We start from the raw sequence: 12,174 nt of genomic DNA, 5'->3' as shown, positions 1-12,174 counted from the left end.
AGTCCTGAGCAGCCCGCCCGGAGTCCTGGGCGGCACAGCTCTCCCCGGGGCGGCGTCGCTTGACGCCGCCCCTTCTTTCCGACACCCTTTCACTACTCAATTAGTGAAAGGGGTGAACATGGCAGAGTCCGCAGCGGTCGAGTTCCGCATCGACCGGCGCAGCGGCGTCGCCACGTACCTCCAGATCGTCCAGCAGACCAAACAGGCCCTGCGTCTCGGCCTGCTGGAGCCCGGCGACCGGCTGCCCACCGCACGCGAGGTCGTCGAGGCCACCGCCATCAACCCGAACACCGTGCTCAAGGCCTACCGCGAGCTGGAACGCGAAGGTCTCGTCGAGGCCCGGCGCGGGCTCGGCACGTTCGTGCGCCGGACCCTCGGCTCCACGGCCACCACGGACACGCCCCTGCGGGGGGAACTCACCGACTGGGCCCGCCGAGCGCGGGAGGCGGGGCTGGAACGCGACGACATGAACGCGCTCTTCACCGCCGTACTGGACAGCACGTTCAAGGGGGACAGCCACACATGACAGGCGCTGCGATCGAGGCGAACGGCCTCGGTATGAAGTACCGGCGCGGGGCAGGGGGGTGGGCGCTGCGAGACTGCTCCTTCCGGCTGCCCACGGGGCGCGTGTGCGCGCTCGTCGGGCCCAACGGCGCAGGCAAGTCCACCCTGCTCGCCCTCGCCGCCGGGTTCCTGCGGCCGGTCGAGGGAACGGTCCGGATCCTGGGCACCACGCCCGCCGAGGCGCGTTCCCGGATGGCGTTCGTGGCCCAGGACAAGCCGCTGTACCCGCAGTTGACGGTCGCCGAGACGCTCTGGGCGGGTGCCGAGCTGAACCCCGCCACCTGGGACCGGGCCACCGCCGAGCGCGTCATCGGGGACCTGCCCAAGGACGCCAGGGTCCGTACGCTCTCCGGCGGACAGCGCACCCGCCTGGCGCTCGCCCTCGCACTCGGCAAGCGTGCCGAACTGCTGCTGCTCGACGAGCCGATGGCCGACCTCGACCCGCTCGCCCGCCACCAGCTGATGGGCGTCCTGATGGCGGAGGCGGCCGAGCACGCGACCACCATCGTGATGTCCTCGCACATCCTGACCGAGCTGGAGGGCGCCTGCGACTACCTCCTGCTCGTCGACGGCGGCCGGGTCCGCCTCGGCGGCGAGACGGAGGACATCCTCGCCGCGCACGCCCTGCTGACGGGTCCGGTACGGGACCTGGCACCGCACACCGTCGTCGAGTCCCGCACGACGGGACGGCGGCTGACCGCACTGGTACGGAGGGAGGGCCCGGTGGACGACTCGGCCTGGGAGATCGCGGAACCGTCGCTCGAGGAGCTGCTGCTGGCGCATCTGCGGTCGCCGCAGGCACCTGAGCTGCTGATGCCGAGCGCCGAGGCCGGCAGGGAGGTGGCTGCCGTATGAGCACCATCGGTCTGCGTGTGCCCGTCACACCCGCCGCCGGGTTGCGGGGCCCCGTCCGCGTCCTCCTCCGCCAGCACCGCCGTTCCCTGTGGGCGGCCTGCGCGCTGCTGGTGCTGGGCATCGGCATCGTGGTCGGGCTCCGGATCTGGGTCGCGGTCGCGAGCTCGGCCGAACGCTGCGCCGACGGCGACACCACCCGCTGTGGCGACGGCTCCTACCTGCCCACCTACGCCCGCACAGCCACCGAGACCTATCTGGCGGACGGCGGTACCGCTGTCCTGCTGCTCGCCGGGCTCATCGGCGTCTTCGTCGCGGGACCGCTGATCGCCCGCGAGCTGGAGAGCGGTACGTTCCGGCTCGCCTGGGCCCAGTCGGCCTCCCCGGCCCAGTGGCTGGCGGCCCGGCTCGCCCTGCCTGCGGCCCTGGCGACCGCCGGGATGACCGTTCTGGTCCTCGTCTACCGATGGGGCTGGTCGGGCATAGGGAGCAACCCGCGCGCCTCCGGACTGAGCTGGTTCCAGAGCGGTATCCACCCCGCGCTCGGCCCGACCGCCGTCGCCTACGCCCTGCTGGCCGTGGCCGTCGGTGCCCTGTGCGCCGTGGTGGTACGCCGTACCGTCCTGTCCATGAGCCTCACGGCCCTCGTCCTGGGCACGGTGATGCTCGGGTTCGGCAAGCGCCGCTACGAGCTCTGGCCGACCGTCCGCGCGCTCGGTGGCGACTACCCGAGCGGTGACGCCTGGTACACCGAGTCGGGCATGCTCACCGCCTCGGGCAAGGAGATCTACTCGAAGGACTGCATCCCGGCCGGTTCGGCGGAGTCCTTCACAAGCTGCCTGCGCAACCGGGGCGGCATCAAGGGCTTCATCGACTACCACCCCGCCTCGCACTTCTGGCCGCTCCAGCTGGTCGAGACCGGCATCCTGCTCGTCCTCGCCGCCGCTGCCGTCGCGCTCGCCTTCCGCGTGCTGCGCCGCCGCCACGGCTGATCCGCCCCGACCACCGGGGTCCGGGCCGCACAGGGGGCGGCCCGGACCCCGCACAGGCGCCCCGTCGCCGCAACTGCGCACCCGCACACCGCTTCCTGCACGTCATGTCGCCGTTACCGGCCATTCAGACGCGCTTGCGACCCTCTCAGGATGCAGCCAGCTGTGCCGACCCCCCGCAACGGGAGAAATCCCGGCGGAGACCGTGCGATTCCCGCGATCTCCGCACTGTCCGACGCGCCCCACGGGCCTTCCGCGCGGAACAATAGGGCCATGAGCCAGCACCCCAGCTCCGAGGTCCCGGTCCAGCCCGCCGCGCAGCCGTCCATCGGCTCTCTCGCCGCGCACCGCCCGCATGCCGTCGCGTCGGCGAACGGCGGTATTTCCACCGCCGCCGACCTCGATCCGGATCTCGACGCCGACGCGGATGCGTACGAACCCGATGTCGACGGCGACGAGCTGCCCCATGGCCGGTTCCTGGACCGGGAGCGCAGTTGGCTCGCGTTCAACGAACGCGTACTGGAACTGGCCGAGGACCCTGCTACGCCCCTCCTCGAACGGGCGAATTTCCTCGCCATCTTCGCCTCTAACCTGGACGAGTTCTTCATGGTCCGGGTGGCGGGTCTCAAGCGCCGTATCGCCACCGGCGTCGCCACCCGCTCCGCCTCCGGTCTGCAGCCCCGCGAGGTCCTCGACCTGATCTGGACCCGGTCGCGCGAGCTCATGGCCCGGCACGCCGCCTGCTACCAGCAGGACATCGCGCCCGCACTTTCCGACGAGGGCATCCAGCTGATCCGCTGGCCGGAGCTGACCGAGAAGGAGCAGGCCCGCCTGTTCACCTTCTTCCGGCAGCGGGTCTTCCCCGTACTGACGCCGCTGGCCGTCGACCCGGCGCACCCGTTCCCGTACATCTCGGGCCTCTCGCTCAACCTCGCGGTCGTCGTACGCAACCCGGTCAGCGGCCACCGGCACTTCGCCCGCGTCAAGGTGCCGCCGTTGCTGACCCGGTTCCTGGAGGCGTCTCCGCAGCGGTACGTCCCCATCGAGGACATCATCGCCGCGCACCTGGAAGAGCTCTTCCCGGGCATGGAGGTCCTTGCCCACCACATGTTCCGGGTCACCCGGAACGAGGACCTGGAGGTCGAGGAGGACGACGCCGAGAACCTCCTCAAGGCCCTGGAGAAGGAGCTCATGCGGCGCCGTTTCGGCCCGCCGGTGCGCCTGGAGGTCGAGGAGTCCATCGACCCGTACGTCCTGGACCTGCTGGTCCGCGAGCTCAAGGTGTCCGACGCCGAGGTCTACCCGCTGCCCGGACCGCTCGACCTCACCGGACTGTTCGGCATAGCGTCGCTGGACCGGCCGGAGCTGAAGTTCCCCAAGTTCATCGCGGGCACCCACCGCGATCTCGCCGAGGTCGAGTCCGCCTCCGCACCGGACATCTTCGCCGCGCTGCGCGAACGCGATGTGCTGCTGCACCACCCGTACGACTCGTTCTCCACCTCCGTCCAGGCGTTCCTGGAGCAGGCGGCGGGCGACCCGGACGTGCTCGCGATCAAGCAGACGCTGTACCGGACCTCGGGCGACTCGCCGATAGTCGACGCACTGATCGACGCCGCCGAGTCCGGCAAGCAGGTCCTCGTACTTGTCGAGATCAAGGCCCGCTTCGACGAGCAGGCCAACATCAAGTGGGCGCGCAAGCTGGAGGAGGCCGGCTGCCATGTCGTCTACGGCCTCGTCGGGCTGAAGACGCACTGCAAGCTCTCGCTCGTGGTCCGCCAGGAGGGCGACACGCTGCGCCGCTACTCGCACGTCGGCACCGGCAACTACCACCCGAAGACGGCGCGGTTGTACGAGGACCTCGGCCTGCTGACCGCGGACCCGCAGGTCGGGGCGGACCTCTCCGACCTCTTCAACCGGCTCTCCGGCTACTCCCGCCGCGAGACGTACCGCCGGCTGCTCGTCGCCCCGAAGTCCCTGCGCGACGGGCTGATCTCCCGCATAAACAAGGAGATCGCGCACCAGCGGGCCGGGCGCCCCGCCTACGTACGCTTCAAGGTCAACTCGATGGTCGACGAAGCGATCATCGACGCCTGCTACCGGGCCGCCCAGGCGGGCGTGCCGGTGGACATCTGGGTACGCGGCATCTGCGCGATCCGCCCCGGCGTCCCCGGCCTCTCCGAGAACATCCGGGTCCGCTCGATACTGGGCCGCTTCCTCGAACACTCCCGGGTCTTCTCGTTCGGCAACGGCGGCGAACCCGAAGTGTGGTTCGGCAGCGCCGACATGATGCACCGCAACCTCGACCGCCGGATCGAAGCACTGGTCCGAGTCACCGACCCCGCCCACCGCGTCGCGCTCAGCCGACTCCTGGAGACAGGTATGGCCGACACCACCTCCTCCTGGCACCTCGGTCCCGACGGGAACTGGACCCGGCACGCCACGGACGCGGACGGCCAGCCGCTGCGGCACGTACAGGAAATGCTCATTGACGCCCGGAGGCGCCGGCGTGCGACGCCCTGACCACCAGACGACGACCCGGACGGACGTGTCCGCGGGCGCGGTCCTCGGCCCCTACCTGCAGGAACAGGCCGCGGACTTCCTGCGGAGCCTGCGGCTGCACCACGAGAACAGCGCCCCCACGGACGCCGGGACACTCGCCGCCGAAGAGGCCGCCGGCGCCCTGCGCCGGTCGGCCCGCCGCATCAGCGGCACCCTGCACACCTTCCGCTCGGCACTCGAACCGGGCTGGGCCGAACAGCTCCGTACGGAACTGGCCTGGCTCTCCGGCACCCTGGCCCGCGAGCACGCGTACGCGACCCGGCTCACCCGGCTCCTCGATGCGCTGCACGCCCTGTCGGGCACCGCGCTGCCCGCGGCCCGGGCGAAGGCCACGGGCACCGCACCCCGCGATACCGATGCCGCCCAGCACGAGCCCGCCCAGCAGGCCGTCGTCCACGCCAAGGAACGTGCCGCGCTCGACGTCGGCGCGGCGCGGGCCGGGGCGCTGCTGGAGCGGCAGCTGACCCTCGCCAGGACCCGCGCGCACTCGGCGGCGCTCCAGGCGCTCGGCTCGTCCCGGTTCCACGCGGTCGCCGACGCCGTCGCCCTGCTCGCCTCCGAGGTCCCGCTCTCCGCCGCGGCCGACGCCCCGGCCGTCGAGATGCTGCACGGGCCCGCCGACCGTGCCGAACAGCGGCTGCTCGGCGCGGTGGCCGCGCTCCCGTCGGACGACGCGGTCGAGCCGTACAACGAGGCGTACGACGCGCCCTGGCACCAGACCCGCCTTCTGCTGCGACTGCACCGGTACGCCCACGAGGTGGTACGCGGCGCCCCCGACGAGGTCCTGGCCGCGCCGGGGCACGCCCTCGACCTGCACCGGGACGCGGCGGAGGCGGCAGCGGCGGCGGCATCGGCGGCCCGCACACCCCGGATCGCGCCGGCCACGGCGTACGCCCTGGGGGTGCTCCACGCCGACCAGCGGCACGAGGTGGAGGCGGCCCGCGGGGTGTTCCGGGAGACCTGGCCGTACGCGGCGGCCGTGACCGCGCCATGACCGGCACCACCGTGCAGGCCGCGGGATGCGTGCTGTGGCGCCGGGCGCCGCACTCCGGAGAGCTGGAGATCTGCCTGGTCCACCGGCCCCGCTACGACGACTGGTCGCACCCGAAGGGCAAGCTCAAGCGCGGCGAGCCGGCGAGGGACGCCGCCCTGCGCGAGGTCCTTGAGGAGACCGGGCACCACTGCGTACCGGGTGCCCCGCTGCCCACCGTCCGGTACGTCGCGAACGGCCGTCCCAAGGAAGTCACGTACTGGGCGGCCGAGGCGACGGAGGGCGCGTTCATCCCGGGAGACGAGGTCGACCGCATCCTCTGGCTCTCCCCGGAAGCGGCCCGCACCCGCCTCACCCAGCCCCGCGACCGCGCCTTGCTGGACGCAATGCTGACCGCCCTGCCGACGGCATAGGGCGCTTTCGAGCCGGTCCGGCGCACTTCGGCACCGCCCGGCGGATGCGAGCCCGCCCGGCGGTCGACGGCACTTTTGAGCCACCCGGCGATTGACGGCAGAGGGGCCACCAACCCCCGGTAACCACACGCTCCGCGCACATCACGCAACCGCAGCGCGAGCGCCGCACCGCACCGCCCGCCACGGTTCACCTTCCGTTCACTCTCCCCCGTAGGCCGCTTCACCTGTTCTGCCTAATTTCGGCAGTGCACGGTGCGCGGCGAAACGCCGCACCACCCACCACATCGCACGCCGTCGTAGAACGAACAAGACTTCGGCGGCTCCTGGAAGGAAAAACCCGAAAGTGAAGCTTCAGCGCAAGAACCGGCTTCGTGCCACCGCGCTCGGTGCCCTCGCCGTCTCCAGCGCCCTGGTCCTCACGGCGTGCGGTTCGGACAACAACAGCGGCAGCAGCGCCACCGGTGGCACCGGCGAGAAGACGAGCGCCGCGTCGGACGTCAAGTGTGACGACGCCAAGGGTCAGCTGCTCGCCTCCGGCTCCAGCGCACAGAAGAACGCCATGGACCTCTGGGTCAAGAACTACATGGCCGGCTGCAAGGGCGTGGAGATCAACTACAAGGCGTCGTCCTCCGGTGAAGGCATCATCGCCTTCAACCAGGGCACCGTCGGCTTCGCCGGCTCCGACTCGGCGCTGAAGCCCGAAGAGGTCGCCGACTCGAAGAAGATCTGCAAGACCGGCCAGGGCATCAACCTCCCGATGGTCGGCGGTCCGATCGCGATCGGCTTCCACCTCGAGGGTGTCGACAGCCTGACGCTGGACGCCCCCACTCTTGCCAAGATCTTCGACGGCAAGATCAAGAAGTGGAACGACACCGCGATCGCCAAGCTCAACGACGGCGTGAAGCTTCCGAGCAAGGCGATCCAGGCCTTCCACCGCTCCGAGGACTCCGGCACCACGCAGAACCTCGGCAAGTACCTCGCCGCCACCGCGCCGAGCGACTGGAAGTACGAGCCCGAGAAGAAGTGGCCGGCCCCCGGTGGCCAGGCCGCGTCCGGCTCCGCCGGTGTCGCCGCCCAGGTGAAGCAGGTCGACGGCTCGATCGGTTACTTCGAGCTCTCGTACGCCTCTTCGCAGTCCATCTCCACGGTCGACATCAACACCGGTGGCTCCACCCCGGTCAAGGCCTCCTCGGAGAACGCCTCCAAGGCCATCGCCGCCGCCAAGATCGCGGGCACCGGCAAGGACCTGGCGCTCGACCTCGACTACACCACCAAGGCCGAGGGTGCCTACCCGATCGTCCTGGTGACGTACGAGGTCGTCTGCGACACGGGCAACAAGGCCGAGACGCTCCCCACGGTCAAGTCCTTCCTGAACTACACCGCCGGTGACGAGGGCCAGAAGCTCCTCACCGACGCCGGTTACGCGCCGATCCCGGCCGAGATCAACGCCAAGGTCCGCGAGACCATCGGTTCCCTCTCGTAACCAGAAGCAACACCCGTAACACCAGCTGAATCAGCTCCACAGGCAACACACGGCAGCCGGCCCGGTGCACCCCTCCGGGCCGGCCCGCCGCCCCACCCCATCCGGTGCACCGCCGCCAGGGGAGCGACACCGCTCCCCCACACAGACCGGAAAGACCATGGCTTCCACCACACCGATAGACACGCCACCGGCGCGCCCGGTGCAGCGCAAGCGCGCCAGGCCCAAGGCCCCCGGACGCGCAGGCGACAAAATCTTCCTGGGCCTCTCACGGGGTTCAGGCATTCTGCTGCTCGTGATCATGGCGTCGATCGCCGTGTTCCTGTCGTACCGCGCGACCCTCGCCGTCTCCAAGGACCAGGGCAACTTCTTCACCACGCTGGACTGGAACCCGGTCGGCGACAAGCCGGTCTTCGGTATCGCGGTCCTGCTCTTCGGCACGGTCGTCAGCTCGATCATCGCGATGGCCATCGCGGTTCCGATCGCTGTCGGTATCGCCCTCTTCATCTCGCACTACGCACCGCGCAGGCTGGCCGCGCCCCTCGCGTACGTCGTCGACCTGCTCGCCGCAGTGCCGAGCATCGTGTACGGCATCTGGGGCGCCCTCTTCCTGGTCCCGTACCTGGAGGGCCTGAACCTCTGGCTCGACCAGTTCTTCGGCTGGACGTACGTGCTGGACAAGACCGAGGTCGGCGTCGCCCGCTCGCTCTTCACCGTCGGCATCCTGCTCGCGATCATGATCCTGCCGATCGTGACGAGCGTCAGCCGCGAGGTCTTCCTCCAGGTCCCGAGGATGAACGAGGAAGCCGCCCTCGCCCTCGGCGCCACCCGCTGGGAAGTCATCCGCCTCTCGGTGCTGCCCTTCGGCCGCTCCGGCGTGATCTCCGCGTCGATGCTGGGCCTCGGCCGCGCGCTCGGCGAGACGATGGCCGTCGCCACGGTCCTGTCGCCGAGCTTCCTCATCTCGGCGCATGTACTGAATCCCGGCGGCGGAACGTTCGCCCAGAACATCGCCGCGAAGTTCGACGAGGCCGACCAGTTCGGGCGTGACGCCCTGATCGCCTCCGGTCTCGTCCTCTTCATCCTCACCCTGCTGGTCAACGGCGCGGCCCGGCTCATCATCGCCCGCCGCAAGGAGTACTCGGGGGCCAACGCATGAGCCAGGCAGCCAACACCGGCATTCAGGAACGCCCCAACCCCACGGCGGCCGCTTCCAGGAACAGCCTCAGCAGCCGGGCGCTCCCCCGCTGGGCCCCGCTCGCCTTCGCGGCCGCAGCGGTCGTGCTCGGCGTCGGCATCGGCGCGGCGGCGGGCTGGCAGAGCCGCATCCAGTGGGGCCTGTTCTCCGCGGTGCTCTTCGTCGTCATCTCGTACGTCACGACGTCGGTCGTCGAGAACCAGCGCCAGGCCAAGGACCGCCTCGCCACCAGCATCGTCTGGGTGTGCTTCCTCCTCGCCGTCGTTCCGCTGGCCTCGCTGGTCTGGACGACGGTCAGCCGCGGCGCGAAGGTCCTGGACGGCTACTTCCTCACCCACTCCATGGCCGGCGTGCTCGGCACGGAGCCGGGCGGCGGTGTCTACCACGCACTGATCGGCACCCTGGAGCAGGTCGGCCTCGCCACCCTGATCTCCGCCCCGATCGGCCTGCTGACCGCCGTCTACCTGGTGGAGTACGGCAAGGGCGCGCTCGCCAAGGCCGTGACGTTCTTCGTCGACGTGATGACCGGTATCCCGTCCATCGTGGCCGGCCTCTTCATCCTGTCGATCATGCTGCTGACGCAGCTCCAGCCGTCCGGCCTGATGGGTTCGCTGGCGCTCACGATCCTGATGATCCCGGTCGTGGTCCGCTCCACCGAGGAGATGCTCAAGCTCGTCCCGAACGAGCTCCGTGAGGCATCGCTCGCCCTCGGCATCCCCAAGTGGCGCACCATCCTGAAGGTGGTCCTGCCCACCGCGATCGGCGGCATCACCACCGGTGTGATGCTCGCGATCGCCCGGATCGCCGGCGAGACCGCACCGATCATGCTGCTGGTCTTCGGCAGCCAGCTGATCAATCCGAACCCCTTCCAAGGCGCACAGTCGTCGCTCCCCTTCTATATCTGGGAGCAGTACAAGATCGGCAGCGAGGCGTCGTACGACCGCGCCTGGGCCGCTGCTCTGGTCCTGATCGCCTTCGTCATGATCCTCAATCTGGTGGCCCGCGGCATCGCCCGCTGGAAGGCCCCGAAGACCGGCCGCTGACGCGGCACGAAAGAAGCAGTGATTCAGATGGCCAAGCGCATCGACGTCAGCGGCCTGTCGGCCTATTACGGCTCCCACCTCGCCATCGAGGACATCTCGATGACCGTGGAGCCCCGCTCCGTGACCGCCTTCATCGGCCCGTCCGGCTGCGGCAAGTCCACCTTCCTGCGCACCCTGAACCGGATGCACGAGGTCACCCCCGGTGGCCGCGTCGAGGGCAAGGTGCTGCTGGACGACGAGAACCTGTACGGCTCCCACGTCGACCCGGTCACCGTGCGCCGCACGGTCGGCATGGTCTTCCAGCGCCCGAACCCGTTCCCGACGATGTCGATCTTCGACAATGTCGCGGCGGGCCTGAAGCTGAACGGCTCGTACAAGAAGAGCCAGCTGTCGGACGTCGTCGAGAAGTCCCTTCGCGGCGCCAACCTCTGGAACGAGGTCAAGGACCGCCTGAACAAGCCCGGCTCCGGCCTCTCCGGCGGCCAGCAGCAGCGCCTGTGCATCGCCCGCGCGATCGCGGTCGAGCCGGATGTGCTGCTGATGGACGAACCGTGCTCCGCACTGGACCCGATCTCCACCCTCGCCATCGAGGACCTGATCGGCGAGCTGAAGGAGCGCTTCACGATCGTCATCGTGACGCACAACATGCAGCAGGCGGCCCGGGTCTCGGACCGTACGGCGTTCTTCAACCTCGCGGCGGTCGGCAAGCCCGGCAAGCTCGTGGAGATCGACGAGACGGAACGGATCTTCTCCAACCCATCGGTCCAGGCCACGGAGGACTACATCTCCGGCCGCTTTGGGTGATCAAGGACAGCCTTGGGGTGCTGCATGGCGGTGCCACCCACAAGGCAAAGGGTCCGCCCCCGCTCCTCACAAGGGAGCGGGGGCGGACCCAATTACGAGACCCGAACCACCCGACCGGCACATCGAGGCCGACCGGCCATTCGTCCAAGCCGGGCCGACGGGCGGATCAAGCTCTTCGGCAGACCGGCCAGGACCGATCGGAGACCGGTCGGAGGGGCACATCATGCCCGTCCGGGGACCGGGGACAGAGCGGCCACGGGACGACCCCGGTGCCTACCCGCCCTAGCCGAACATCAGCACAACGAGCCCATAACTGGCCGCGGCCACCAACGCCGCAGCCGGCATCGTGATGAACCACCCGAGGATGATGTTCTTCGCGACCCCCCACCGCACGGCGTTCACCCGCTTCGTCGCCCCCACACCCATGATCGCCGAGGTGATCACATGCGTCGTGGAGATCGGCGCGTGAAACAGGTAGGCCGAGCCGAACATGATCGACGCCCCGGTCGTTTCGGCGGCGAAACCCTGCGGCGGGTCCAGCTCGATGATCTTCCGGCCGAGCGTCCGCATGATCCGCCAGCCACCCGCGTACGTACCCAGCGAGAGCATCAGCGCGCAGACGAGCTTCACCCAGACCGGGATCGGGTCGTTCGGACCCTCGACATCGGCGATGACCAGCGCCATCACCACGATGCCCATCGTCTTCTGCGCGTCCTGCAGACCGTGCCCGAGCGCCATCCCGGCAGCCGAGACCGTCTGCGCGATCCGGAAGCCGCGCTTGGCCTTGTGCGGGTTGGAATTCCGGAACATCCACATGATCGCGACCATCACCAGATAGCCGACGATCAGACCGACGACGGGCGAGACGAACATCGGGATGACGATCTTGTCGAGCACCCCGTCCCAGTGCACCAACGTTCCGCCGGCCAGCGCCGCACCGACCATGCCGCCGAACAGGGCGTGCGAGGACGACGACGGCAGCCCGAAGTACCAGGTCACGAGGTTCCAGATGATCGCGCCGACGAGCGCGGCGAAGAGGATGCCCATCCCCTTCTGCCCCTCGGGCGTCGCGATCAGGCCCTCACTGACGGTCTTGGCGACCCCCTGGCCCAGGAAGGCGCCGGCGAGGTTCATCACGGCGGCCATCGCCAGGGCCGCCCGCGGGGTCAGTGCCCGGGTGGATACCGAGGTGGCGATGGCGTTCGCCGAGTCGTGGAAGCCGTTCGTATAGGTGAAGCCGAGCGCGACAGCAATGGTCACGACCAGCGCAAAGGTGTCCAC

At 69.7% G+C, this 12,174-nt stretch carries 11 protein-coding genes; 10 read left to right on the top strand and 1 reads right to left on the bottom strand.

Annotation, left to right across the window (positions count from 1 at the left end; translation table 11 throughout):
- Window positions 1-118: 118 nt before the first annotated feature.
- The 10 genes from OHA88_RS25535 (at window position 119) to pstB (ending at window position 10,893) form a co-directional block, all read left to right on the top strand.
- Entirely contained in the window at window positions 119-526 is a 408-nt protein-coding gene (locus OHA88_RS25535) for a GntR family transcriptional regulator (protein WP_030925008.1), read from the top strand.
- On the top strand, window positions 523-1,419 hold the full coding sequence (locus OHA88_RS25530) for an ABC transporter ATP-binding protein (protein ID WP_328627209.1): 897 nt from the start codon (window positions 523-525) through the stop codon (window positions 1,417-1,419). The genes OHA88_RS25535 and OHA88_RS25530 overlap by 4 nt, the downstream gene beginning before the upstream one ends.
- On the top strand, window positions 1,416-2,408 hold the full coding sequence (locus tag OHA88_RS25525; protein ID WP_328627208.1) for an ABC transporter permease: 993 nt from the start codon (window positions 1,416-1,418) through the stop codon (window positions 2,406-2,408). Before OHA88_RS25530 ends, OHA88_RS25525 begins: the two co-directional genes overlap by 4 nt.
- Before the next feature lie 270 nt (window positions 2,409-2,678).
- Entirely contained in the window at window positions 2,679-4,925 is a 2,247-nt protein-coding gene (locus OHA88_RS25520) for an RNA degradosome polyphosphate kinase (protein WP_267004395.1), read from the top strand.
- Window positions 4,912-5,958 carry a CHAD domain-containing protein gene (locus OHA88_RS25515; protein ID WP_328627207.1) on the top strand — a complete coding sequence of 349 codons (1,047 nt, stop codon included), beginning with the start codon at window positions 4,912-4,914 and terminating at the stop codon, window positions 5,956-5,958. The genes OHA88_RS25520 and OHA88_RS25515 overlap by 14 nt, the downstream gene beginning before the upstream one ends.
- The gene (locus tag OHA88_RS25510; protein ID WP_328627206.1) at window positions 5,955-6,368 is read left to right on the top strand and encodes an NUDIX hydrolase; all 414 of its coding nucleotides are present in this window, start codon (window positions 5,955-5,957) and stop codon (window positions 6,366-6,368) included. Before OHA88_RS25515 ends, OHA88_RS25510 begins: the two co-directional genes overlap by 4 nt.
- A gap of 343 nt (window positions 6,369-6,711) precedes the next feature.
- Entirely contained in the window at window positions 6,712-7,851 is a 1,140-nt protein-coding gene (pstS, locus tag OHA88_RS25505; protein ID WP_328627205.1) for a phosphate ABC transporter substrate-binding protein PstS, read from the top strand.
- Window positions 7,852-8,008: 157 nt separating this feature from the next.
- The gene (pstC, locus tag OHA88_RS25500; RefSeq protein WP_328627204.1) at window positions 8,009-9,007 is read left to right on the top strand and encodes a phosphate ABC transporter permease subunit PstC; all 999 of its coding nucleotides are present in this window, start codon (window positions 8,009-8,011) and stop codon (window positions 9,005-9,007) included.
- The gene (gene pstA / locus OHA88_RS25495) at window positions 9,004-10,089 is read left to right on the top strand and encodes a phosphate ABC transporter permease PstA (protein ID WP_328627203.1); all 1,086 of its coding nucleotides are present in this window, start codon (window positions 9,004-9,006) and stop codon (window positions 10,087-10,089) included. The genes pstC and pstA overlap by 4 nt, the downstream gene beginning before the upstream one ends.
- Window positions 10,090-10,116: 27 nt before the next feature.
- Window positions 10,117-10,893, top strand: a complete 777-nt coding sequence (gene pstB / locus OHA88_RS25490; RefSeq protein WP_267004389.1) for a phosphate ABC transporter ATP-binding protein PstB — start codon at window positions 10,117-10,119, stop codon at window positions 10,891-10,893.
- A gap of 282 nt (window positions 10,894-11,175) precedes the next feature.
- On the opposite strand, the gene OHA88_RS25485 is transcribed toward pstB, so the two are convergent.
- Window positions 11,176-12,174 (bottom strand): inorganic phosphate transporter, encoded by a 999-nt coding sequence (locus OHA88_RS25485; RefSeq protein WP_328627202.1) that lies wholly within the window; start codon window positions 12,172-12,174, stop codon window positions 11,176-11,178.

The organism is Streptomyces sp. NBC_00353 (genome assembly GCF_036108815.1).
Taxonomy (GTDB): Bacteria; Actinomycetota; Actinomycetes; order Streptomycetales; family Streptomycetaceae; genus Streptomyces.
Note: the sequence above shows the minus strand (reverse complement) of the source record. Positions and strands in the feature narration are given on the sequence as shown.